16 protein-coding genes are annotated in these 25,213 nt (G+C 41.7%); 6 read left to right on the top strand and 10 right to left on the bottom strand.

The annotated features are described in order from the left end of the window. Positions 1–56: 56 nt before the first annotated feature. Genes tatC through tatA form a run of 3 tightly spaced genes read right to left on the bottom strand, consistent with a single transcriptional unit; the run spans position 57 to position 1,576 of the window. A complete protein-coding gene (tatC, locus tag ACTG7L_RS02550; protein ID WP_439256962.1) occupies positions 57–803 on the bottom strand; it encodes a twin-arginine translocase subunit TatC in 747 nt (248 codons plus the stop codon). Then, on the bottom strand, positions 800–1,351 hold the full coding sequence (gene tatB, locus ACTG7L_RS02545) for a Sec-independent protein translocase protein TatB (protein ID WP_439287366.1): 552 nt from the start codon (positions 1,349–1,351) through the stop codon (positions 800–802). Before tatB ends, tatC begins: the two co-directional genes overlap by 4 nt. 3 nt (positions 1,352–1,354) lie before the next feature. Then, positions 1,355–1,576 (bottom strand): Sec-independent protein translocase subunit TatA, encoded by a 222-nt coding sequence (gene tatA, locus ACTG7L_RS02540; RefSeq protein ID WP_439256964.1) that lies wholly within the window; start codon positions 1,574–1,576, stop codon positions 1,355–1,357. A 145-nt stretch (positions 1,577–1,721) separates the two neighbouring features. Here tatA and greB point away from each other — a divergent pair, with 145 nt between their 5' ends. Next, positions 1,722–2,201 (top strand): transcription elongation factor GreB, encoded by a 480-nt coding sequence (gene greB / locus ACTG7L_RS02535; RefSeq protein ID WP_439287365.1) that lies wholly within the window; start codon positions 1,722–1,724, stop codon positions 2,199–2,201. Positions 2,202–2,356: 155 nt separating this feature from the next. Here the strand turns inward: greB and ACTG7L_RS02530 are convergent, their stop codons facing one another. Then, positions 2,357–2,557, bottom strand: coding sequence for an antitoxin VbhA family protein (locus ACTG7L_RS02530; protein WP_439287364.1), 201 nt, complete (start codon positions 2,555–2,557; stop codon positions 2,357–2,359). A gap of 60 nt (positions 2,558–2,617) precedes the next feature. Continuing rightward, positions 2,618–3,913 (bottom strand): NAD(P)/FAD-dependent oxidoreductase, encoded by a 1,296-nt coding sequence (locus ACTG7L_RS02525; RefSeq protein ID WP_439287363.1) that lies wholly within the window; start codon positions 3,911–3,913, stop codon positions 2,618–2,620. A 144-nt stretch (positions 3,914–4,057) separates the two neighbouring features. Here ACTG7L_RS02525 and ACTG7L_RS02520 point away from each other — a divergent pair, with 144 nt between their 5' ends. Then, complete coding sequence (locus ACTG7L_RS02520; protein ID WP_439287362.1) at positions 4,058–5,104, top strand: extracellular solute-binding protein; 1,047 nt, start codon at positions 4,058–4,060, stop codon at positions 5,102–5,104. Positions 5,105–5,221: 117 nt separating this feature from the next. Here the strand turns inward: ACTG7L_RS02520 and ACTG7L_RS02515 are convergent, their stop codons facing one another. Together ACTG7L_RS02515 and ACTG7L_RS02510 are read right to left on the bottom strand one after the other, a co-directional pair. After that, entirely contained in the window at positions 5,222–6,229 is a 1,008-nt protein-coding gene (locus tag ACTG7L_RS02515) for a virulence RhuM family protein (RefSeq protein WP_439287361.1), read from the bottom strand. Between the two features lie 220 nt (positions 6,230–6,449). Continuing rightward, positions 6,450–8,105: a putative transporter gene (locus ACTG7L_RS02510; RefSeq protein WP_439256970.1), complete on the bottom strand. Its 1,656-nt coding sequence runs from the start codon at positions 8,103–8,105 to the stop codon at positions 6,450–6,452. Positions 8,106–8,270: 165 nt separating this feature from the next. Between ACTG7L_RS02510 and ACTG7L_RS02505 the strand changes: the two genes are divergently transcribed. From ACTG7L_RS02505 to rnr, 4 genes are all read left to right on the top strand, one after another. Then, positions 8,271–10,064 carry an ABC transporter ATP-binding protein/permease gene (locus ACTG7L_RS02505; protein ID WP_439287360.1) on the top strand — a complete coding sequence of 598 codons (1,794 nt, stop codon included), beginning with the start codon at positions 8,271–8,273 and terminating at the stop codon, positions 10,062–10,064. Next, positions 10,065–10,781, top strand: a complete 717-nt coding sequence (lpxH, locus tag ACTG7L_RS02500) for a UDP-2,3-diacylglucosamine diphosphatase (protein WP_439287359.1) — start codon at positions 10,065–10,067, stop codon at positions 10,779–10,781. A gap of 69 nt (positions 10,782–10,850) precedes the next feature. Beyond that, entirely contained in the window at positions 10,851–11,438 is a 588-nt protein-coding gene (locus tag ACTG7L_RS02495) for a hypothetical protein (protein ID WP_439256973.1), read from the top strand. Positions 11,439–11,685: 247 nt separating this feature from the next. Next, the gene (gene rnr / locus ACTG7L_RS02490; RefSeq protein ID WP_439287358.1) at positions 11,686–14,067 is read left to right on the top strand and encodes a ribonuclease R; all 2,382 of its coding nucleotides are present in this window, start codon (positions 11,686–11,688) and stop codon (positions 14,065–14,067) included. A 28-nt stretch (positions 14,068–14,095) separates the two neighbouring features. Here rnr and ACTG7L_RS02485 read toward each other — a convergent pair whose 3' ends face one another. The 3 genes from ACTG7L_RS02485 to rpoB form a co-directional block, all read right to left on the bottom strand. Beyond that, on the bottom strand, positions 14,096–16,606 hold the full coding sequence (locus ACTG7L_RS02485) for a class I adenylate cyclase (protein WP_439287357.1): 2,511 nt from the start codon (positions 16,604–16,606) through the stop codon (positions 14,096–14,098). 182 nt (positions 16,607–16,788) lie between these two features. Further along, positions 16,789–21,054 carry a DNA-directed RNA polymerase subunit beta' gene (gene rpoC, locus ACTG7L_RS02480; protein WP_439287356.1) on the bottom strand — a complete coding sequence of 1,422 codons (4,266 nt, stop codon included), beginning with the start codon at positions 21,052–21,054 and terminating at the stop codon, positions 16,789–16,791. 95 nt (positions 21,055–21,149) lie between these two features. Continuing rightward, entirely contained in the window at positions 21,150–25,178 is a 4,029-nt protein-coding gene (gene rpoB, locus ACTG7L_RS02475) for a DNA-directed RNA polymerase subunit beta (protein ID WP_439287355.1), read from the bottom strand. Between the last annotated feature and the right edge of the window lie 35 nt (positions 25,179–25,213).

Genomic DNA, 25,213 nt, shown 5'->3' with positions numbered 1-25,213 from the left:
GATTTTTTACCGCACTTTACCCTCACCCTAGCCCTCTCCCAAAGGGAGAGGGAATGTTAGGATTCAGTTTCGGCAGTATCTTCTTTCGGGCGGTAGAATCTGGCACAGATTACACCCACTTCAAACAGCAAACACATAGGAATGGCCAATAAGGTTTGGGAAAAAATATCAGGGGGAGTCAGCAACATGCCGACCACAAAAGCCGTCACGATAATATAAGGGCGTTTCGCTTTGAGATCTTCTGGCGTGGTGACGCCTGCCCAACAAAGTAAAATAATCGCCACCGGCACTTCAAAGCAAACACCAAAGGCTAAAAATAGGGTCAGGACAAAATCTAAATAGCTGCTAATATCCGTTGCCATGGCAACGCCGTCAGGGGTGGTTTTGGTGAGAAAGCTAAATACCAAGGGAAACACCACATAATAGGCAAAGGCGACGCCTACATAAAATAATAACGTACTGGAAAATAACAACGGATAGACTAAGCGTTTTTCGTGGCTGTATAACGCTGGTGCCACAAATGCCCAAAGTTGATACAGTAAAAAAGGCACCGAAATAAACACCGCTGAAAGTGCGGTTAATTTTATCGGGGTAAAAAACGGTGCAGCCACATTGGTGGCAATCATGGTTGAGCCAGCAGGCATAGCATCCAATAAGGGGGTCGCAATTAAATGATAAATATCATTAGAAAAATAGACTAACGCCAGAAAAACCACGGCAACAAAAATGAATGAGCGTAATAAACGATTACGTAATTCGATTAAATGTGAGATTAAAGGCTGTGTTTCTTCGACATTACTCATGATTTGTTCTCCTGTTGGCTAACAGGTTGAGCATCTTCAGCAGGGTGATATTGGTCGATATATTGTGCCAACTGTTCGTCTAAAGACAATTCATGTTCAATATTTTCCGCCAGCTCGTCATCAACTGTTTCCGCATTATCAAGTGCGGTGGGATTTTCCGCTGTTTCTGATGTATTTTGTTGATTCGCTTGATAATTCTGGTTACGCACAATCTCAATTTGTTCTTGCAACGAATGATTGGCTACACTGGCTTGTTTATCCAACTCTGCTTTCATTTTTTCCGCAGATTGTTTCAAATCTTGCACAGTTTCCGCTAATTCAGGCGATAAAGCATTTAAATTTAAATGCTCGGCTTTTTTGATACTCTCTTGTAATTCTTGCAATTTTAATTCTTGTGCCAATTCATTTTGCACATTGGCCGCCAACCCACGAACGGTCCGCACCCATTTCATCACGGTACGAATAGCCACAGGCATACGTTGCGGCCCTAATACCACTAAGCCCACAATAAAAATTAACAGTAATTCAGAAAAACCTATATCAAACACGGATTATGCCTGTTCTTTTTGCTTTGCCGTCTCTTCTGTTTTTGCGTTGTCGCCATTGTCTAGGGATTTAAATTCCGCCTCTTTTGGTTCATCCGCCATGGCTTTTTTAAAGCCTTTTACAGATTCGCCTAAATCAGAACCTAAGGTTCTTAATTTTTTTGTACCGAATAATAACACCACAATGGCCACAATAATGAGAAGTTGCCAAATGCTAATACCACCCATAAAATACCTCTTAATTTTCAATCATTCATGTTGCTGAATATACCCTTTTTCCGCCGCTTAAGCAATAGCTACAACAGGTTAAGCCGTAGCGTTTAGATCACAGGATATGCTATAATTTTGCTTATTTTACGCATATTTACTCTAAATGGCAAAATCAAACTACATCACTCGCTCAGGCTGGAATGCCTTAGACAAAGAATTAAAGTATCTCTGGAAAGAAGAACGCCCAAAGGTTACACAAGCCGTTTCGGAAGCAGCAGCCATGGGCGACCGCAGTGAAAACGCCGAATATATTTACGGTAAACGACGCTTACGTGAAATTGATCGGCGTGTACGATTTCTAATGAAACGGTTGGAAGTGTTGCAAATCGTGGATTATCACCCCCAACAAGAGGGCAAAGTCTTTTTCGGTGCATGGGTGGAATTGGAAACAGAAAGCGGTGAATTAAAACAATATCGTATCGTGGGTTGTGATGAATTTGATCCCGCTAAAAATTGGATCTCCATTGACTCCCCAGTGGCTCGTGCTTTGATTGGCAAACAGTTAGATGACGAAGTGCGGGTGAACACGCCATCAGGCAATATGCTGTTTTTTGTTAATCGGATTTGGTATGAAAAAAGTTAACGGCATCTCTGGACAACCCATAAACGATCAATTAAAATCACACACAAGGTAGTTTTTAACTATTCTGAGGTGTGCAGCTACCATTAAGTGCGAGATTTATTTAGAGGTGTGCAGCTACCATCAAGTGCGAGATTTAAAACCGAAAAAAGGGGAGCTTATGCTCCCCTTTTCGTTACGTCTTTGATACCATGTAATGCATAAATCTTTTCCCCAAATTCTTCTGTTGTTAAATTTCCGTCAATCCAATCTTGGGAGAAAGCCAGAAATTCATCACTCGGTTCTAATCCTTCTAATCTGTTGTTATCGATAGCAAATTGCACCGCAGATTGTCGTTCACTTTTTTCTAAATCACCCATTTTTCACCTCTTATCTATGAATTTTCTCACCACACCTTGCGAATAAATTTATGGCTAAAACTAGCGGTATTTATCCAAAAATTTATAATAAGGAATACCAATTTTTAAGGCGAGATTTTTAATCCATTTTCCGCCATACACGGATGGAATTTTGAGCTTTTCAAACACCTGTAAACGGTGATCATCCCCTAAAATACTTTCCGCAATAATCCGTCCAGCCAAGCCGGTTAACGCAATGCCATGGCCAGAATAACCATAAGCAAAATACACATTCGGTGTAATGCGACCAAAATAAGGTTGTGAATTTAAGGTCATATCAATTGGCCCACCCCAACCGTAATCAATTTTCGTCTGTTCCAACTGCGGAAAAACATGCAACATATTTTTTCGCATAACTTGTACCATATCTTTATTAGAACTACTATCACTGCCAAATAACAAGCGATTATCTGTACTTAAGCGATAATAATCGAGCAATAAATTATTATCGCACACTGACATGCCGTTATTAATCAGGCTATCTGCGGTGGCTTGATCGAGCGGTTCTGTGGCGATAATAAAACTTTCCACAGGTAAGATTTTCCGAGCGGTACCGTGATGAATAGACTTAGGTAAATTGGCAATATAGGCATTGGTGGCTAACACCACATGTTGAGCAGATACTTGGGCTTTATCGGTGGTTAAAACTACTTGATTGCCTTGCGTTTGCATATCCAATACAGGCGATTGCTCAAAAATCTGTACGCTCAGATCTAAACAGGCTTTGGCTAAACCTAAGCAGTAATTTAACGGATGTAAATGCCCCGAATTGCTATCAAATAAACCGCCCACATAAATATCTGATCCCAAATGCTGTTGTAATTGGTGCTTATCCCACAATTGCATATGGGGATAGCCAAAAGTTTCACGGCTGGCTTTTTCAATGGCGATTAAATCGTCCATACGGCGATGGTTTAATGCCAAAGTGGCGTAACCTTTTTTCCAGTCACATGAAATTTGGTATTTATTAACTCGCTCATCAATAATATCAATGGCCTCTAACGACATTTCCCACAAACTTTTGGCTTGTTCAAAACCAAATTGCTCAATATATTCATCAATGCCATCTTCAAAACCATTAATCGCCTGACCACCACTGCGTCCCGAGGCACCAAAGCCAATTCTGGCCCCCTCTAGCACAATCACCTTTTTATCTTGTTCTGCCAGTTCTAATGCCGTAGATAAACCGCATAATCCAGCACCGATTACGCAAACATCTACGGATAAATTTTCCGCTAAGTGCGGTTGTTTTAAGTCGAGATTTCGGCTGTCGTAATAGTAGGTGTTGATATGTTCTTGATGTGCAAAGTTCAGCATAAAATTGCCTTTTTCAATTATTTTCGCCGATCTTACAAGGATAAGAGCAGATGTCAATGTAAAAACTATGCTATACTTTATTTGCTTAAATAAAGCACAAAACTTTTAATTTTTTAACCGCACTTTTGGAGAATCTAAACGTAAATGAAAAAATCCTTTTCTCGTTCAATGAAAACTTTCATGCTTTCCGCCACCACTTTTTTTGCTAGCCAAGTTTGGGCGGAGGATCTGTATATTTATAACTGGACGGACTATATTCCGTCAGATTTAGTGGCCGAGTTCACGAAAGAAACAGGCATAAATGTCAATTATTCGACCTTTGAAAGCAACGAAGAAATGTATTCAAAATTGAAGTTAATGGATAAAGCCGGCTATGATTTAGTGTTTCCGTCAAGCTATTACATTGGCAAAATGGCCAAAGACGGTATGTTAGAAAAAATCGACCACAGCAAATTAAGCAATTTGTCACAAATTCCACAAAATTTATTAAATAAAGAATTTGATCCCAATAACCAATATTCCTTACCCTATGTTTATGGGTTAACTGGCATTGCGGTAAACACCAGCCAAATTGATCCGGCTAAAGTGACCAGTTGGGGGGATTTATGGAATCCTGAATTTAAAGGCAAAGTGTTATTAACCGCTGACGCACGAGAAGTGTTTCATATTGCGTTATTGCTAGACGGTAAATCGCCGAATACCACCAAGGAAGAGGAGATTAAGGCGGCCTATGAGCGTTTAGTTAAACTGTTGCCTAATGTGGGGGCGTTCAATTCAGATACGCCAGAATTGCCTTATATTCAAGGCGAAGTGGATTTGGGGATGATTTGGAACGGATCTGCTTATATGGCTGCCAAAGAAAATCCGGATATTAAATTCGTTTACCCAAAAGAGGGAGCCATTTTCTGGATGGATAACTACGCCATTCCGAAAGGGGCGAAAAATATTGAGGCGGCCCACAAATTTATTGACTTTATGCTCCGTCCTGAACATGCGAAAAGTATTATTGAACGCATGGGCTTTTCTATGCCGAATACTGGGGCAAAAGCCTTGTTAAAAGCGGAAGATGCGGCAAATCCATTATTGTTCCCACCGGCGGAAGAAGTGGAAAAAGGCGTATTCCAAGGCGACGTGGGCGACGCTGTGGATATTTATGAGAAATATTGGAATAAATTGAAAACCAATAATTAGGCCTGTCTAAGTATAATCTGCACCTGAAATTTAAGCTAATTACTTACGTATTTGGGTGCAGATTTTATTTAGTCATTTTCCATTCCTCAATTTGTCGTGTTATAGCATAAAATTTTTCTACTTCTTCGTCACTTTTTTGGCTTGTTTGCCAAGTTTGCTGATAGTTTCTAAATAAGCCACTTCCACATCATCAAGCGTTCTCGCCTTATATTTACGATATTCCATTTTGGCTTTTTCTATGGCTTGATCATGCGAGATACTGCCTGAATGGGTTAAAACTTTGCGATTAGTGGACATTAAAATCCGATCTAATTCCTGTACAAAATCTGTCATTTTCATAGGACGTTCTTCAATCGCATTTAATTCAGCAAAATCAAAATAAGCCGATACGATATTATTCAACACTCGCAATTCATGCTCACTCAAATAATTTTTAGCAATCATTGCTTCGGCTTGAGTAGGCTGACTACCTTTAAAATGAGATAACCCAGCAAAAGGTTTGTCGCTATCCACTCTAAAATAAATCACTTCACTGGCGGTGTTGCCGTGAGCAGCGTAGTGTAATTTGTTTTGCACAATTTTAAAGAACTTAATACTAGTTTCACTCTTCGCATCATAATCTATTGCGGTAGCATATAAATCCAACACTTGCCGATACATCACTTTTTCGCTTGAACGGATTTCACGGATACGGTCTAATAATTCCTTGAAATAATGGCCTCCACCTAGATTTTTCAGACGTTCATCATCCATGGTGAAACCTTTGATCAGATATTCCTTAAGCCGCTCGGTTGCCCAAATGCGGAATTTAGTTGCCGAACTGGATTTGACACGATAGCCCACAGAAATAATGGCATCAAGATTAAAATGTTTGATTTGACGTTGTACTTGACGTTTACCCTCTTGGCGAACGACTAAGAAATCCTTAGTAGTTGCATTTTCATCAAGCTCCCCTTCGGCAAAAATATTTTTTAAGTGCATAATAATATTTTCACTTGTTGTGTCAAATAGCGTTGCCATTTGGGCCTGACTCAGCCACACTGTTTCTTGCTCAAACCGCACATCGACTTTAGTTGTACCATCAATAGATTGGTAAATCTGGATTGGATTACTTTTATTGCTCATCTTACAAACGCCCTCTAATTTTCAGCCCGATATATCACTCATATTGTGTAACAACCAATACACCTGTATAAATTACCACATTCCATTGTCATTATCAACAATATTTTGAGAATAGATTCCTTGCGAACACATCGGTCCGTTTAAATGACAATTAGACACGGCCTAGCGATAACGAAAAAGGGCGAACATCTGTTCGCCCTTTATATTCAATACATTACCGTTAAATCGACCACAACAAGATCGCCAATAACTGCGGTGAAATTATCCGTAAAAACATGGTTAATGGATAAACCGTGGCATAGGCCAACGGTGCGGCACCGTGATCTTCTTTAATCGCATTAGCAAAGGCCAAAGCAGGAGGATCCGTCATGGAACCGGCAAGCAAACCACAAATAGAAAGATAATTCAGTTTGGCATACAAGCGAGCAATAATGCCGACTAACACCAACGGCACAAAGGTAATTAAAATACCATACCCCATCCATTCTAGCCCATTCCCCTCGGTTAAGGTGCTAACGAAATTGCCCCCCGATTTTAAACCGACCACCGACAAGAACAACACGATCCCGATTTCACGTAACGCCATATTGGCACTCGGTGGCATAAACCAGTAGAGTTTGCCGATAGAACCAATTCGAGCCAAAATTAACGCCACCACTAATGGGCCACCAGCTAAACCGAGTTTTAACGCCACAGGGAAACCTGGAATATGGAATGGGATAGACCCGACCAATACCCCTAAACCGATACCGATAAACACCGGTAACATCTGCACATGTTGCAGTTTGGATTGCATGTTACCGAGATCAGACATCACTTTACCAATCACGTCATCACCACCGACAACATGCACCACGTCACCAAATTGCAACGTTGTGTTAGCGGTTGGCACGAGTTCGATCCCTGAACGGTTTAAACGAGAAATCACCACGCCGTATTTTTGATGATAAGCAAGGGTACGAATACTTTTCCCTAACACTTTCTCATTGGTAATTACCACACGTTCAGAGCGTAAGTTGCCTTTAATGGTCGAGGCCTCAATATCCACTAACTCGCCCATAATTAACCGCACTTTATTTAAGGCTCGGCCCTCACCCACTAAATGCAACACATCATCTAAGTGAATTTCCGTTTCGCCTTTTGGCACCACGATTTCTTCGCCACGTTTTAAGCGAGTACAAAGCACCGCTTGCCCCTCAAAACCGGGGATTTCTTTAAGCAATAAACCGTGTAAATTCGGGTTGGTCACTTTCAGATTGGCTTTTTCTAACGCCTCTTTGTCCTTGCCTGTTTCTCGATTAAAGGCCTCCGCCTCCTCGTCCACTTTAATACGGAAGAATAAACGAATTAACCACATGCTTAACAAAATACCGCAGATCCCGAACGGATAGGCCATGGCATAAGACATCCCCATTTTTTCGGTGATGTTGGTCATGCCTAACTCCACCAGAATTTGCTGTCCTGCCCCGAGAGATGGCGTATTCGTCACCGCCCCCGAATAGATCCCAAGCAACACTTCCAATGGCACGTCGGCAAGATGATAAACCCCCACCACCGTTAATGAACCTAACAACACAATTAATGCGGCCAAGCCATTGAGTTTCATACCCGATTCACGCAAAGAGGCAAAAAAGCCGGGGCCTACTTGAATACCAATGGTATAAACAAACAGAATCAAACCAAACTCTTGCACAAAATGCAAGGTATGCGGATCCAACATTAACCCGTTTTGATGGGTGAAATGGGAAACAATAATACCGCCGAATAACACACCGCCGATACCCAGTCCCACACCTTTAATTTTCCAATGACCAATCCATAACCCCACTACCGCCACAAGCGAAAGCAGGCTTATCGTGATCGCAATATCAGACATAACGCCCCCTAAATTAAAATTAACTGGCCACAATTATAATGTAAGCCACACAAGATAAAATAAGCAAAATGAAAAAATTTGACGTTTATCACATTTTTCCTTGCTAAATTGCATTATTTGCTGAAAAATAACGCATTATTTTAACATTTATTGCTGAATTATTATATGGATTATACCCAAGAATTAATCACCTCGCTATTTTGGATCTTAAAAGCCATTGGGATCACGGCGATTGTGTTCACTGCTGTACTCTGGTTTTTAGTCAAAACCACCCATTGGGGACAACAATTTTGGTCATTGGCGAAAGATTATCTGTCGCCCAAACGCAGTGTTAAACCCCTAGCTTATTTTATTGTGATTGTGTTTTTTAACCTATTTTCCGTCCGCTTAGATATTCTGTTTTCCGAATGGTACAAGGCCATGTATGACGCCTTGCAAAATAGCAATGAAAACGTTTTCTGGATTCAAATGGTGGTGTTCTCCGTGTTGGCCACCATTAACATCAGCAATGTGTTATTGCTTTATTATCTCGGACAACGTTTCACCATTCAATGGCGAACTGAACTCAACCAAGAAATGGTGGATAAATGGCTCGGTGAACAGGCCTATTACAAAACACAATATATTTATAATCAACTAGATAACCCCGATCAACGGATCCAACAAGATATTCAATCCTATGTGTCTAGCTCCTTAAGTTTTGCCACCGGCGTGATTTCTTCCGTGGTGTCTATTGTGGCCTTTACCCAAATTTTATGGAATCTGTCCGGCCCAATGGACGTGGGATCCTTTACCATACCGCATGCCATGGTGTTTTTGGTATTTATTTATGTGCTCGTCACCAGTGTGTTTGCGTTCCGTATTGGACGACCGTTAATTCAGTTAAATTTTGCTAACGAACGCTTAAATGCGAACTACCGTTACTCGCTAATTCGAATTAAAGAATATGCGGAAAGCATTGCCTTTTTCCGTGGCGAAAAAATGGAACGCAATATCCTATTTAAACAGTTTGATAAAGTGATTGGCAACGTGTGGAAAATGGTTCACATGACCTTAAAACTGTCCGGCTTTAACTTAATGGTATCGCAAGTATCCGTGGTGTTTCCGTTTATTATTCAAGCCAGTCGATTCTTTAGTAAACAAATTCAATTAGGCGATTTAATTCAAACCTCGCAATCCTTTGGCCGTGTCCAATCGGCGTTATCTTATTTCCGTAACGCTTATGATGAATTTGCCAGCTATCGTGCTGTGTTAGATCGTTTAACCGGTTTCCATTCCGCCATCGATCAGGCCAATCAACCGAATGAAGTACGCTTACATCACACCGAAAGTGCGGTGCGTTTTGAGCAAGTTTCGGTGAAAAAACCAACGGGCGAAACCCTCATTGCGGATTTAACTTTCGATCTGCCACAGGGTTCATCGCTATTAATTAAAGGCCCATCAGGTGCAGGCAAAACCACCTTATTACGCACTATTGCCGGCCTTTGGTCGCATGCCAACGGCGATATTTATTTACCCCAACAGAACGCCCTGTTCTTACCGCAAAAACCGTATTTACCGCAAGGGCGTTTAATTGATGCGTTATTTTATCCAAATCTTGCCCCTGATAATGTGGATTTCGCCCAAGCGGCAGACACCATGCGAGCGGTGCAACTTGGCCATTTAAGCGATAAATTGGAACAAGAAAATGACTGGACAAGGGTGCTTTCACTCGGTGAACAGCAGCGATTAGCATTCGCTCGGTTATTGATTACCCAACCGCAAATTGCGTTCTTAGATGAAGCCTCTGCCAGTATGGATGAGGGATTAGAAGATGCCATGTATCGTTTATTACATGAACGTTTGCCTCACACCACGATTATCAGTGTGGGACACCGCTCAACCTTGAATGTACATCATCAACAACAATTGGAAATTGATCCGGTTAATCATGCGTGGCAGTTAATGGTAGGACATTAAATGAAAAAAACCTTGTTTATTGCCGATTTACATTTAAGCGAAAATCGCCCTGATTTAACCGCACTTTTTGTGGATTTTATGCAACAGCAAGCCCCAAAAGCCGAGGCGTTATATATTCTGGGCGACCTATTCGATTTTTGGATTGGCGATGATGAACGTTCAGATTTAATTCGCTTAGTGCAAAACCACATTCGTGCGATTACACAACAAGGTATTCCCTGCTATTTTATCTGCGGTAATCGGGACTTTTTGCTCGGGCAACAATTTGCGGCAACTTGCGGATTACAGCTTTTACCTGATTATCAAGTAATTGATTTATATGGCACGCAAACCCTAATTTGTCACGGTGATACCCTGTGTATTGATGATGAAAAATACCAACAGTTCCGCCGTAAAGTCCATCAAAAATGGCGACAACGTTTGTTTTTATGCTTACCCTTAAAACTGCGGTTAAAAATTGCCGAGAATATTCGCACTAAAAGCAAAGCAGATAAGCAACAAAAGCCTGTTGAGATTATGGACGTGAATCCTGAATTTACTTTGCAAATCATGCAACAATTTGCGGTAACCAGATTAATTCACGGTCACACCCATAAGCAACATATTCATCAAATCACACCGCAGCATGAGCGAATTGTGTTAGGGGATTGGGGCAAAACGGCCTCGGTATTGGAAGTGAGCGAGCAAGGGGCAAGATTTATTGCGTCATCACCTTAACAGGTGTTGGCAGTAAGGCCTAAAACGCAGTATAATGCAAGACGAATTTCAATTTTCTTAGGAGATGATATGATGAAAAACACATTATTAAACAGTTTATTGTTCGGGCTTTTAATGGTAAGTGGTCTAGGATTTAGTGGTAAATCTTTTGCATTATATGATGATGGAAGTTGTGATGTGTTTGGCAGAATAACTTTAATGGAAAAATTAAAAACAGAACAACGTAATTATATGTGCAAAGATAAAAGGCTAATTTATCAAACTGTTACAGAAGAATTTAAAAAAGCAAAATATGTTTTTGATGGAAAAGAATACAATTATAAAAACATGGCAAAACCATTAACTTTAGAACATCAAAAAGAAACAAATAACTTTGAAAAAAAAATATCAAATTATGAAAATAGATTAATTCAATCAATTAAAAACAAAACTTTCTTAAATAATGAGAACGTATTTACATCATTATCTAATGAAAAGAAATCCTTATATAAAGAAATGTTTGAAAAAAAATATTATAATTATCCAATTATTGAAACTGTTTATGGAATTGATGATTTATTAAAAAGTGTTTGCCCACCAAGCATAAAAGATTTTTATGAAAAAAACATCCAAGAAAGAGAAAAATTTTTGAAATTATTAAATGCTTCATATCATTAATAAAAATGCTGGAAATTTCCAGCATTTTTATTAAGAACAAAAGCCTGTTTTCAAATTAAGATCATCTTGAATTTTAACAATATCTCCTTTTTCAATTATTCTTTCTTCACCATATTCTTTGTTTTCATAACTTGAAATGTTTTCCTATTCTATCGCTCAAGCAATGGGTTTTTCCCTTGCATTCAGCGCAGCAGGGTGTCAAACTAACCCTATCCCGATTTTAACCAGATAACCGCAGAGAGATAATATGACAACCACTAAAAAAACCCAAAAAAACACCGCGCTTGTGGATCCCAATCGCCAACAAGAACAAGAAAAATACGACAATCCCATCCCAAGCCGTGACTTTATTATTCAAATTATCCGAGAACATAACGCCCCCATGAGCCGTGAGGAAATCGTGGCGACTTTTGGCTTACGTCATGAAGATGAACTGGAGGGCATTCGTCGCCGTTTGCGTGCTATGGAAAATGACGGCCAGTTGGTGTTCACCAAACGTAAACGCTATGCTTTGCCAGAGAAGTTAGATTTAATTAAAGGCACCGTGATTGGACACCGTGACGGCTACGGCTTTTTAGAAATCGAAAGCCCGGCCAAAAATGCAGTCGCCAATAAAGATTTATTTATTCCCAATAACCAAATGCAACGGGTTATGCACGGCGATTTTGTGTTGGCCCAACCGGCGGGATTTGACCGTCGTGGTCGCCAAGAAGTGCGGATTGTGCGTGTGTTAGAAAGCCGTAAAAAACACGTGGTCGGTCGCTTTTTCCTCGAGGACGGTATTGGTTATGTGGTGCCGGATGATAGCCGTATTGGGCGAGATATTTTAATTCCGAATGAATTTCGTCAAGGGGCGAGAATGGGGCAAGTGGTGGTGGTTGAACTGAAACCCCGCACCGCTAGCTTTAGTCAGCCGGTGGGCATGATCAGCGAAATTTTAGGCGACAATATGGCCAAGGGCATGGAAGTGGAAATTGCCTTACGCAATCACGATATTCCACATACTTTCCCAGATGCTGTCCAAAAAGCGGTGAAAAAACTGAGTGAAGACGTGCCAGAAGAAGCGAAAAAAGGGCGTATCAATTTACGTGATTTGCCGTTAGTCACGATTGACGGCGAAGATGCTCGAGATTTTGACGATGCGGTGCATTGTCGTAAAGAAAAAAACGGTTGGCGTTTATGGGTGGCGATTGCCGATGTCAGCTATTATGTGCGGTTACGCACTGCCTTAGATACCGAGGCTCGCAATCGGGGGAACTCCGTTTATTTTCCGAACCGAGTGGTGCCGATGTTGCCTGAAATTTTGTCGAATGGCTTATGTTCACTCAATCCGCAGGTGGATCGCCTGTGTATGGTGTGTGAAATGGAAGTGTCCCATAAAGGCGAATTAAAAGGTTATCAATTCTATGAGGCGGTAATGAACTCACACGCTCGTTTAACCTACAACAAAGTCGCACGCATTTTAGACGGCGACGAGGCACTTTGCCAACGTTATCACGCTTTAGTGCCGCATTTGAAAGAATTGCACGCCATGTATCAAGCCTTGTTAGAGGCCCGTCATTTACGGGGAGCCATTGATTTTGAAACCATTGAAAGTAAATTTATTTTTAATGAAATGGGACGCATTGAGCGAATCGAAAAAGTGGAACGCAATGACGCTCACAAAATCATTGAAGAATGTATGATTTTGGCCAATATTGCCTCAGCGAATTTGATGGAACGTCATCAAGAACCGGCCTTATATCGGATTCATGCGGGCCCAAGTGAAGAAAAATTGACCGCATTTCGTGCGTTCCTCAGTGAATGTGGCTTATCCTTACGTGGCGGCAACAAACCCACCACCGCCGATTATGCCGAATTATTAAGCCAAGTAAAACAACGTCCCGATCAAGAACTGATTCAAACCATGTTATTACGCAGCCTTAGCCAAGCAGTGTATCACCCTGATAATATTGGCCATTTTGGATTAGCCTTAGAAGAATATGCGCATTTTACTTCGCCAATTCGCCGTTACCCTGATTTAACTCTACACCGTGCCATTAAATATTTGATTGCCAAAGAAAAAGGCGCAAAACGCAAAACCACACCAAGCGGCGGTTATCATTATAGCTTAGAGGAAATGGACGTCCTAGGCGATCAATGTTCCATGACCGAACGCCGTGCAGATGACGCCACAAGAGAAGTCGCCGACTGGTTAAAATGCGAATTTATGCAAGATCACGTGGGAGATGAATTTGACGGTGTGATTTCCTCTGTCACGGGTTTTGGCTTATTTGTTCGCCTTGATGATTTGTTTATTGACGGCTTGGTGCATATTTCCACCCTTGATAATGACTACTATCAATTTGACAGCGCCGGCCAACGCTTAATCGGCGAAAACAGCGGTATGCTCTATCGTTTAGGCGATAAAGTCAGAATCAAAGTAGAGGCCGTTAGCCTCGAACAACGCCAAGTGGATTTCTCCTTGGTTTCTAGCGAACGCAAACCTCGCCGAGTGGGTAAAACCGCAAAAACCAAAGCGAAAAAAGCGGAAAATGGGGTGAAAAAACACCGCAGTTTGAAAACCGAAAAAGCGAAAAACAGCGGAAAAGAGAAGAAATCAAGCAGTAAAAAACGCAAAGCTCGCTAACTAGCTGTTGTACAAACGCAAAGCGACATTAGCGATGAACAGCAGTAAAAGGCACAATTTTTCGGCCCTCTCGATCAAACACTAATTGATAAAATTGAGGATAATTAAAATCACGTTGAATAATATGATATAAATTGTTGCCTGAGCTATCGGCTTGGTGATAGATATGATTGATTTCTTTTATTTTATCTTCTTTTTCGCCATCACAATGACGATAAATTTCAATGTGATTTTGTTCATCTAAAATGTATACATTAAAGGTGCCATCCGCATTGTCTTTAAAGAAAAATTGCAAAAATCCCTCACTCGCAAAAGCGTCAATTTCCACTGGATAGCTACGATTATGTTGCTGTGCTGAAAGTTGATGTGGAAAGTGCGGGGCTTTTTCATCAAATTTTGCAGTATGCGCCAGTTCCTCAATATTGGCCACTTGGACATCCGGAATTTCCAGCCAACGTATGCCCCGATTTTCGAAGAAAAACTGCCAGTTTTTACCGGCAATCCGTAACATATTCGGGCTGTTCGCCGAAGAAATGGTGCCGACTTGAATACCAATACATTTATTCACCAAGGTTAACACTAAATCATGTAACGCTCGCTGATAGTTCTCACTGTAACAAAACACCTCAACGGATTTAGGCGAATCTGAACCTCGATGAATTTTATTGGTTAGCACTTTTAACGCCAATAAAATGGCATTCTGGCCGTCAAAATGCAACGTCCGAATTTCATTCCAGACATTGCGGTAAATCAGATCGATACTGCCCACCAAACTTTCTTCATTTTGACCAAAACTAAATAAATCCGCTTGTTGAATATTGATCCGAGGTTGCACCAAATTTTGCGTTGGGTCCGAGGCTAAATTCACAAAAACCGCTAAATGCCGAATTTCACAAGGGTGGTGCAATTCTTCATTGGTGGCGGGCGGCACTTGCACAGGGAAGAACTGCGTTAAATCTGCCACAAAGGTTTTGAGCTTGTTTAACGATACCGTCTGGCTAAAAATATGCAACTGGGTTTTCTTGGTTAACAAGCCATTAAAATACGCCCAAGACACCAGTTTATGCAAATTCGGGTTGTATTCCACATGACGATTATAAGAGGCAAGCTCCGAGGCCTCTGGCGCTTGATTGACCACATACCATCCCGCTCGGGTATCGTGCTTGGTGCGTGGCACTTCAATAAACGTGAGATGTTCTTCCGATAAATCATTAGAAATTAAGGGGTTAACCAATGACACTTTGCCTGGTAATTCCTCAAAGGCACTGTATAATTTTCTCGACAGAATACTAATATCCTGCGGCATAATGGTGGCGTCCACATGATTTTTACGGGCAAATTTAATCAGATTACGATAACTCATCATTAACATCTGCACTAAATCATCATAAGATCGTTTGACCATTTTTATTTTCCAAAATGGTCGCTGATTAAGCTCCTCTACGGTATCTTGGCTCCAGCCCCATTGTTTCACCATTTCCGATAATAAACAAAAACGCCACCCCTCGGCTTTGGTGTACCATAAATCTTCCGTCGCCTTAATATAAAAACAACGACGCACAAAGTTTAACCGTTTAAAATCGCCCAAATAAGTCAAATAACTGGTTACCCGATCTAACATGGCGAGATAAGGATCAAAATGATGATCTTCGGTACGATCCGTTAATAAATGAAACTTGAAATCAGATGAAATTAAATAGGTGTTTGGATATTCCCAAGAATAGGCCTCAAGCAATAAAATCTTGATGGTGGATTTATAAGGCGCATCAATGCCTTTATAAAGATGCCACAAACTGGCGCCAAAATATTCATTGGCGGAAAATGCCCCAAGGCCGCCAAAATCCACCCAATCTTGCGGATCAATCTCTTTATTTAAAATTAATTGTTCAACTTCGGTTTCGTATTGTTTTTCATCTTCGACCAGTAAATGCAACCACAATAAGGGTTTACCGGCTAAACGAATCGCAGAACGGTAAAACTCATCAAGCAACAACATATATTGAGCCGAACCACAATTTTCTGACGTCATGGGATCGGAATAACGAAAACAGCGAAAACGTTCTTGATCCATCAGGAAAAAATTCACATCCACTTCAAATTGTTTCGCCCAATATTGGATAGCCAAGGTTTTTTGGGTTAACAACTCTCGTTCATGTTGATTCAAATCCTCACGATGACAAACCCAAATATCCAGATCAGACGAAGCTGTTTGTGAAATAGAGGCAATGCTCCCCATCACATACACGCCATAAATCGCATCAAAAGTGCGGTGAGAAAATCCATTAATTTGTGAATATGACAACTCTGGCATAACCCGAGTTAAGTATTCTTGCTGATAATCCGATAATTGAAATTGACTAATCCCCGCCGGAGAACCCACGACAAAACCAGGCAAACTGGGGTGGTTAACCTGTAATAATAATGTCACTAGTTTAAAGATATGCTGAAACTCGTTGGAGGCACCCGACAACGCTCGTACCACCCGAAAATGCTCTAGATCAGCCACTTGCTTTTTGGCAAATTCAATATCGTACTTCAAGAAAACACCTAATTTTTTCAATAGGTAACGTTTGTTACTTTATCATTTCGGGGCGGAGAAAGCAAATAATGGGTTGAAGTGGTTGGGAGGATTGGAAAGTGCGGTGAGAAATTGAAGAATTTTTGAACACAAAAAAGCCTTGAACATTCACGTTCAAGGCTCTTACTAGCAATAGTCAACGATTACTCATCATCCACCATATTCAACATTTCTGTCAAACTCGCAGTTGGGTCATCCGCAACCATATTGTTAAATTCCGCTTCAATTTCTGCTTCATCTGCGGCAGAGAATTTCACCACAGGTTCTTCAATTTGAATACCTACATGGCGGTTTTTCACTCGGTTTTGGTGATACGCAAAACCGGTACCGGCTGGAATTAAGCGACCGACAATCACGTTTTCTTTCAAGCCACGTAATTCATCACGTTTACCAGCAACTGCTGCTTCCGTTAACACACGAGTGGTTTCTTGGAACGATGCTGCAGAGATGAAAGATTCCGTTGCCAATGAGGCTTTAGTGATACCCAACAATTCACGTTGGTATTCCACTAACGGTTTGCCCTCTTCTTCACGTTTGCGGTTCACGATCTTAATGCGTGCCACTTCCACTTGCTCGCCCTCTAAGAATTCAGAATCGTAGGCTTTGGTGATAATGGCTTTACGCAACATTTGGCGAACGATCACTTCGATGTGCTTGTCGTTGATTTTTACCCCTTGTAAGCGGTAAACTTCTTGCACTTCGTTGACGATGTATTCCGTCACGGCGTGAACACCACGCAAGCGTAAAATATCGTGTGGGGTTTCTGCGCCATCAGAAATTAAGTCGCCACGTTCCACCATTTCGCCCTCAAATACGTTGAGTTGACGCCATTTTGGAATCATTTCTTCGTATGGATCAGAACCATCAACTGGCGTGATCAATAAGCGACGTTTACCTTTGGTTTCTTTACCGAATGACACGATACCAGAAATTTCTGCCAAGATAGCCGGTTCTTTCGGTTTACGTGCTTCGAATAAGTCCGCTACTCGTGGAAGACCACCGGTAATATCTTTGGTTCCGACGGATTCTTGTGGAATACGTGCTAATGGATCACCGATATTGATTTCTGCACCGTCTTCAAGGTTCACAATCGCTTTACCTGGTAAGAAGTATTGTGCAGCCACATCCGTACCTGGGATTAAAATATCGTTACCTTTGGCATCCACTAATTTAATCGCTGGACGTAAGTCTTTACCGGCTGTTGCACGTTCACCCACATCTTGCACTAAGATAGAAGATAAACCGGTCAATTCATCGGTTTGGCGTGTCACGGTCAAGCCGTCCACGATATCCACGAATTTCACGAAACCCGCTACTTCAGAGATAACCGGCATGGTATGCGGATCCCAATTTGCAATGGTTTCGCCGGCTTCGACATCGCTGCCGTCTGCTTTGTTTAAAATGGTACCGTAAGGCAATTTATAATGCTCTTTGGTACGACCGAATGCGTCAATCACGGTTAATTCGGTATTACGAGAAGTTAAAACTAATTTACCCTCGTTGTTATTAACGAATTTCACGTTGGCTAAACGAATGGTACCGTTGTTTTTCACTTGAACGCTAGATTCTTTGGCTGCTGCAGATGCCGCACCACCAATATGGAACGTACGCATGGTTAACTGTGTACCTGGTTCACCGATAGATTGAGCAGCGATAACGCCCACCGCTTCACCTTGGTTAATCAAGTGACCACGTGCCAAGTCACGTCCGTAACATTTGGCACACACACCGAAGTCGGTGTTACAGGTTACCACGGAACGTACTTTCACGGTATCCACGGAATTTTCGTCTAATACGTTACAAAGTTTTTCATCTAACAAGGTATTACGTGCAATTAATACATCGTCTGTACCTGGTTTTAAGATGTCTTCTGCGGCGACACGACCTAATACGAGTTCACGCAATGGGACTTTTTCATCACCACCCTCGATCAATGGCATCATGACGATACCCTCGTGGGTGCCACAGTCGTCTTCAGTGATCACTAAGTCTTGTGCCACGTCAACTAAACGACGAGTCAAATAACCTGAGTTCGCAGTTTTTAATGCGGTATCCGCCAAACCTTTACGTGCACCATGGGTAGAAATAAAGTATTGTAATACGTTCAAACCCTCACGGAAGTTTGCGGTAATCGGGGTTTCAATAATTGAACCGTCTGGACGTGCCATCAAACCACGCATACCTGCTAACTGACGAATCTGAGCCGCAGAACCACGTGCCCCAGAGTCCGCCATCATAAAGATGCTGTTGAAAGACGCTTGTTTTTCAGGATTACCGTCACGGTTAATCACTTCTTCCGTGGACAAGTTTTCCATCATCACTTTGGCAACTCGTTCATTGGCCGCTGCCCAAATATCGATCACTTTATTATAGCGTTCGCCAGCAGTCACTAAACCTGATTGGAATTGCTCTTGAATTTCTGCCACTTCTTCTTCAGCAGCGGAAATAATTTCGTATTTCTTCTCTGGGATCACCATATCATCGATACCGACAGATGAACCAGAACGAGCGGCGTAAGCAAAGCCTGTGTACATAATATGGTCAGCGAATAGCACGCTTGGTTTCATCCCCAAACGGCGATAGCTTTCGTTGATCAATTTTGAAATCGCTTTTTTGCCTAAGGTTTGGTTAAACAAACTAAATGGCATACCTTTTGGTGCGATCATCCATAAAATGGCACGACCAATGGTCGTATCCACTAAGTTGGTTTGTGGTTCAAATTCACCATCCGCATTTTTGGTGTATTCGGTGATACGCACTTTGACACGAGAATGGAGTTCCGCCTGTCCTGTACGGTAGGCTTTTTCCGCTTCTCTTGGGTCTTGCAACAACATACCCTCGCCTTTGCCATTCACTTTATCTCGAGTCATATAGTACAGACCCAACACCACGTCTTGTGATGGTACGATAATCGGATCACCACTGGCTGGGGATAAAATGTTGTTGGTGGACATCATTAACGCACGAGCTTCTAATTGGGCTTCCAAGGTTAATGGGACGTGTACCGCCATTTGGTCACCATCGAAGTCCGCATTGAACGCCGCACACACTAATGGGTGCAACTGAATCGCTTTCCCTTCAATCAATAATGGCTCAAAGGCTTGAATACCCAAACGGTGCAAGGTTGGTGCACGGTTTAATAAGATTGGGTGTTCGCGAATCACGTCCGCTAAAATATCCCATACGATCGCATCTTCACGCTCCACCATTTTTTTGGCAGCTTTAATGGTTGATGCGTAACCACGGCTTTCTAATTTCGCATAAATAAATGGACGGAATAATTCCAACGCCATTTTTTTCGGTAAACCACATTGATGTAGGTGTAAGTATGGACCTACGGTGATTACAGAACGACCTGAATAGTCAACACGTTTACCTAACAAGTTTTGACGGAAACGACCTTGTTTACCTTTGATCATATCAGCCAAGGATTTCAATGGACGACGGTTTGAACCGGTGATCGCACGACCACGGCGACCGTTATCTAATAAGGCATCGACAGACTCTTGTAACATCCGTTTTTCGTTACGCACAATAATGTCTGGTGCGATTAAATCTAATAGCCGTTTTAAACGGTTGTTACGGTTGATCACACGGCGATAGAGATCGTTCAAGTCAGATGTGGCAAAACGACCCCCATCTAACGGCACTAATGGACGTAAATCTGGCGGCAATACAGGCAATACGGTCATCACCATCCATTCTGGTTTGTTGCCAGATTGAATAAAGGCCTCGATTAATTTCAAGCGTTTAGTGATTTTTTTGCGTTTGGTTTCAGAATTGGTTTCTTGCAATTCTTCACGCAATACTTCGCATTCATGTGGAAGATCCATTTCACGCAAAATCGCTTGAATGGCCTCTGCCCCCATTTTCGCTTCAAATTCATCTTGGAAACGATCTTCGGCCTCTAAATATTGCTCTTCGGTGAGTAATTGACCTTTTTCAAGATCCGTCATCCCCGGTTCGATCACAATGTAGCTTTCGAAATAAAGCACTCGTTCAATATCACGCAATGGCATATCTAATAATAGACCGATACGGGACGGTAGTGATTTTAAGAACCAAATATGTGCTACAGGTGAGGCTAACTCAATGTGTCCCATACGTTCACGGCGAACTTTGGTTTGGGTCACTTCTACGCCACATTTTTCACAGATCACGCCACGGTGTTTTAAACGTTTATATTTACCACATAAACATTCGTAATCTTTGACTGGTCCGAAAATTCTGGCACAGAAAAGACCGTCACGTTCTGGTTTGAATGTACGGTAGTTAATGGTTTCTGGTTTTTTCACTTCACCAAATGACCAAGAACGAATCATATCAGGGGAAGCTAGACCGATTTTAATCACATCAAAATCTTCTGCAGTTTTTGATTGTGCTTTTAAAAATTTAACTAAATCTTTCACAGATTTTGCTCCTATCGGAGTTAAACGTATTCAAAGTGCGGTGTAAAAAATGGAATTTTTTTAACCGCACTTTAGCGGATAATTTGCCTGTCGGCTTACTCTTCGTCTAAATCAATGTTAAGACCAAGCGAACGAATTTCTTTCATAATCACATTGAAAGATTCTGGTGTGCCTGGTTCCATATAATGGGTGCCGCCGACGATGTTTTTATACATCTTCGTACGACCGTTCACATCATCGGATTTCACTGTCAACATTTCTTGTAAGGTGTAAGCAGCACCGTAGGCTTCTAATGCCCAGACCTCCATTTCACCGAAACGCTGACCACCGAATTGAGCTTTACCACCCAACGGTTGTTGTGTAACAAGACTATAAGAACCGGTTGAACGAGCGTGCATTTTGTCGTCAACTAAGTGGTTCAATTTGAGCATATACATGTAACCCACGGTGACAGGACGTTCAAATTTTTCCCCTGTACGACCATCGTATAAGGTAATTTGACCTGAAGTCGGCAAGCCACCTAATTGTAGTAACTCTTTGATTTCACGCTCTTCCGCACCGTCAAATACTGGTGTGGCTAATGGCATACCTTTACGTAAGTTTTCCGCTAAACGTAACACTTCTTCATCAGTAAAGGTGGTTAAATCCACTTGTTGTGAACCACCGCCAAGATCGTAGGCTTTTTGGATATAGCCACGCAATTTTTCCACGTCTTGTTTTTGTTTCAACATGGCATTGATTTGGTCACCAATCCCTTTGGCCGCTAAACCTAAGTGAGTTTCCAAAATCTGACCGATGTTCATACGAGATGGTACGCCCAATGGGTTCAACACGATTTCCACAGGTTGACCGTTTTCGTCATACGGCATATCTTCCACAGGGTTAATTTTTGAGATAACCCCTTTATTACCGTGACGACCCGCCATTTTATCACCTGGTTGGATATGGCGTTTCACCGCAAGATAGACTTTCACTACTTTTAACACGCCTGGGGCTAAATCATCACCTTGAATGATCTTGCCACGTTTTACTTCCAGTTTGTGTTCAAAGTCTTTGCGTAATTCTTCATATTGTTCGGCAAGTTGTTCTAATTGGTTTTGTTTCGCTTCATCGCTCAAGGTTTGTTCTAACCATTTTGCACGATCCATTTTATCCAATTCTTTTTCGCTTACACCACCGTCAATTAATAGGTTACGCACACGAGAGAACAAGCCTGCTTCTAAAATTTCCAACTCTTCCACAAGGTCTTTTTTCGCTTGTTTGAGTTGCATTTCTTCGATTTCTAAGGCACGTTTGTCTTTCTCTACACCGTCACGGGTAAAGACTTGCACGTCAATAATCGTACCTGATGTGCCATTTGGTACACGAAGTGAGCTATCTTTCACATCAGAGGCTTTTTCACCGAAAATCGCACGCAATAATTTTTCTTCTGGGGTTAATTGCGTTTCACCTTTTGGTGTCACTTTACCCACCAAAATATCGCCGCCTTTCACTTCCGCACCGACATACACAATGCCTGATTCATCCAGTTTGCTTAACGCTGCTTCACCCACATTTGGAATATCCGCGGTGATTTCTTCCGAACCGAGTTTGGTATCACGAGCCACACAAGAGAGTTCTTGAATGTGAATGGTGGTAAATCTGTCTTGTTGCACCACACGTTCAGACACCAGCATGGAGTCTTCAAAGTTATAACCGTTCCATGGCATAAATGCCACACGGATATTTTGACCTAACGCCAATTCACCAAGATCGGTTGAAGGGCCATCGGCAAGAATTTCACCACGCCCCACAGGCTCACCTAAATTCACACAAGGAATTTGGTTAATACAAGTGTTTTGGTTAGAACGGGTGTATTTAATTAAGTTATAAATATCAATCCCTGCTTCACCTGGAATGGTTTCATCTTCGTTGACTTTCACCACGATACGAGAGGCGTCCACATATTGGATTGTCCCACCACGTTTTGCTACCACAGCCACACCGGAGTCAAGGGCGATTGGTTTTTCCATTCCTGTACCGACTAATGGTTTATCGGAGCGTAAGGTTGGAACGGCTTGACGTTGCATGTTCGCGCCCATTAAGGCACGGTTCGCATCGTCGTGTTCCAAGAATGGAATTAACGCTGCCGCCACTGACACCACTTGCTGGGTGGAAACGTCCATATAATGAATGTCTTCTGGGCGATATAACCCTGATTCACCGTGTTCACCACGTGCCGTAACAAAGGCATCAGTAAAGCGGAAGTTTTCATCAAGATTGGAGTTCGCCTGTGCGATCACATATTTACCTTCTTCAATGGCAGATAAATATTCAATTTCTTCGGTCACTTGACCATCGACCACTTTACGATATGGCGTTTCTAAGAAACCGTAGTCGTTAGTACGAGCATATACGGAAAGCGAGTTAATCAAACCGATATTCGGACCCTCAGGGGTTTCGATTGGACACACACGACCGTAATGGGTAGTATGTACGTCACGCACTTCAAAGCCTGCACGTTCACGAGTTAAACCACCTGGTCCTAAAGCAGAAATACGGCGTTTATGGGTCACTTCCGACAATGGGTTGTTTTGATCCATAAATTGCGATAATTGTGATGAACCAAAGAATTCTTTCACGGCTGCGGAAATTGGTTTGGCATTGATTAAATCTTGTGGTGTTACCGCATCTAAGTCCCCGAGAGATAAACGCTCACGCACGGCACGTTCAACACGCACCAAACCAATACGGAATTGGTTTTCTGCCATTTCACCTACAGAACGAATACGACGGTTTCCTAAGTGGTCAATATCATCTACCTCGCCATGACCGTTACGAATGTTAATGAGTTTTTTCATTACATTCACAATGTCTTCTTTACTTAATACACCACTACCTTCTGCATCTTCAATACCTAAAGAACGGTTGAACTTCATGCGACCGACGGCAGATAAATCATAACGTTCATGTGAGAAAAATAGATTATCAAACAAGCCCTCAGCGGCTTCTTTTGTCGGTGGTTCACCAGGACGCATCATACGATAGATTTCCACTAACGCACTTAAACGATCATAAGACGGATCGACACGCAAGGTTTCAGAAATATATGGACCAAAGTCTAAATCATTGGTAAATAAGGTTTCAATGGTGGTGTAACCTGCTTGAGCTAATTTCGCTAATAGCTCTAAGGATAATTCCATATTGGCAGGACAAATAATTTCGCCACTTTCTAAATCCACATAATCTTTGGCAGCGACTTTACCGATAATATATTCGGTTGGCACTTCCACTTTATCAATATTGTCTTTTTCTAAAGCACGAATATGACGAGCGGTGATACGGCGACCACGTTCTACATAGACTTTGCCATTGGCTTCAATATCAAAGCTGGCCGTTTCACCACGCAAACGCTCTGGCACTAAGGCCATGAATAATTTATTGTCTTGAATTTCAAATTGCACTTTTTCGAAGAATAAATCCAAAATTTCTTCGGTCGTGTAGTTTAACGCACGTAAAATAATGGTCGCTGGTAATTTACGGCGACGGTCAATACGAGCGAATAAGTTATCTTTCGGATCAAATTCAAAATCTAACCAAGAACCACGATAAGGGATAATTCTTGCGTTATATAATACTTTCCCAGATGAATGGGTTTTACCTTTGTCGCTATCAAAGAACACACCTGGACTGCGGTGTAATTGTGACACGATAACACGTTCTGTACCGTTGATCACAAAGGTACCATTTTCCGTCATCAATGGGATTTCACCCATGTAAACATCTTGTTCTTTAATATCTTTGATCGTACCCGGTGCGGCATCACGGTCATAGCTGATTAAACGCAATTTAACACGTAATGGTGCGGAGAATGTGGTACCACGAATTTGACATTCACGTACGTCAAATACCGGTTCGCCTAGTTTATAGCTCACATATTGTAATTCTGTGGCACCGTTGTTGCTCACAATCGGGAATACAGAACGAAATGCGGCTTCTAAGCCTTGTTGTCCCTCTGGATCGCTTTGGATAAATTTATCAAAAGAATCTAATTGGATAGTTAATAAATAAGGTACATTTAAAACTTGCGGACGTTTGCCGAAGTTTTTACGAATACGTTTTTTCTCGGTATAGGAGTAAACCATTGGGGTTCCTCTGTAATTTTTTAGTGTGACCGAAT

It is taken from the genome of Lonepinella sp. BR2357, from assembly GCF_051851525.1.
Lineage (GTDB): Bacteria > Pseudomonadota > Gammaproteobacteria > Enterobacterales > Pasteurellaceae > Lonepinella.
The sequence above is the reverse complement of the archived record's forward strand: the minus strand, read 5'-3'. Positions and strand labels throughout refer to the sequence as shown.

Coding starts and splice junctions, on each gene's coding strand:
- ACTG7L_RS02515 (WP_439287361.1), bottom strand. CDS start 6,229: ATGAGCAATAAAAGTAATCCAATCCAGATTTACCAATCTATTGATGGT.
- tatC (WP_439256962.1), bottom strand. CDS start 803: ATGAGTAATGTCGAAGAAACACAGCCTTTAATCTCACATTTAATCGAA.
- greB (WP_439287365.1), top strand. CDS start 1,722: ATGGCAAAATCAAACTACATCACTCGCTCAGGCTGGAATGCCTTAGAC.
- rnr (WP_439287358.1), top strand. CDS start 11,686: ATGACAACCACTAAAAAAACCCAAAAAAACACCGCGCTTGTGGATCCC.
- lpxH (WP_439287359.1), top strand. CDS start 10,065: ATGAAAAAAACCTTGTTTATTGCCGATTTACATTTAAGCGAAAATCGC.
- tatA (WP_439256964.1), bottom strand. CDS start 1,576: ATGGGTGGTATTAGCATTTGGCAACTTCTCATTATTGTGGCCATTGTG.
- ACTG7L_RS02495 (WP_439256973.1), top strand. CDS start 10,851: ATGATGAAAAACACATTATTAAACAGTTTATTGTTCGGGCTTTTAATG.
- ACTG7L_RS02510 (WP_439256970.1), bottom strand. CDS start 8,105: ATGTCTGATATTGCGATCACGATAAGCCTGCTTTCGCTTGTGGCGGTA.
- rpoB (WP_439287355.1), bottom strand. CDS start 25,178: ATGGTTTACTCCTATACCGAGAAAAAACGTATTCGTAAAAACTTCGGC.
- ACTG7L_RS02525 (WP_439287363.1), bottom strand. CDS start 3,913: ATGCTGAACTTTGCACATCAAGAACATATCAACACCTACTATTACGAC.
- ACTG7L_RS02520 (WP_439287362.1), top strand. CDS start 4,058: ATGAAAAAATCCTTTTCTCGTTCAATGAAAACTTTCATGCTTTCCGCC.
- ACTG7L_RS02505 (WP_439287360.1), top strand. CDS start 8,271: ATGGATTATACCCAAGAATTAATCACCTCGCTATTTTGGATCTTAAAA.
- ACTG7L_RS02530 (WP_439287364.1), bottom strand. CDS start 2,557: ATGGGTGATTTAGAAAAAAGTGAACGACAATCTGCGGTGCAATTTGCT.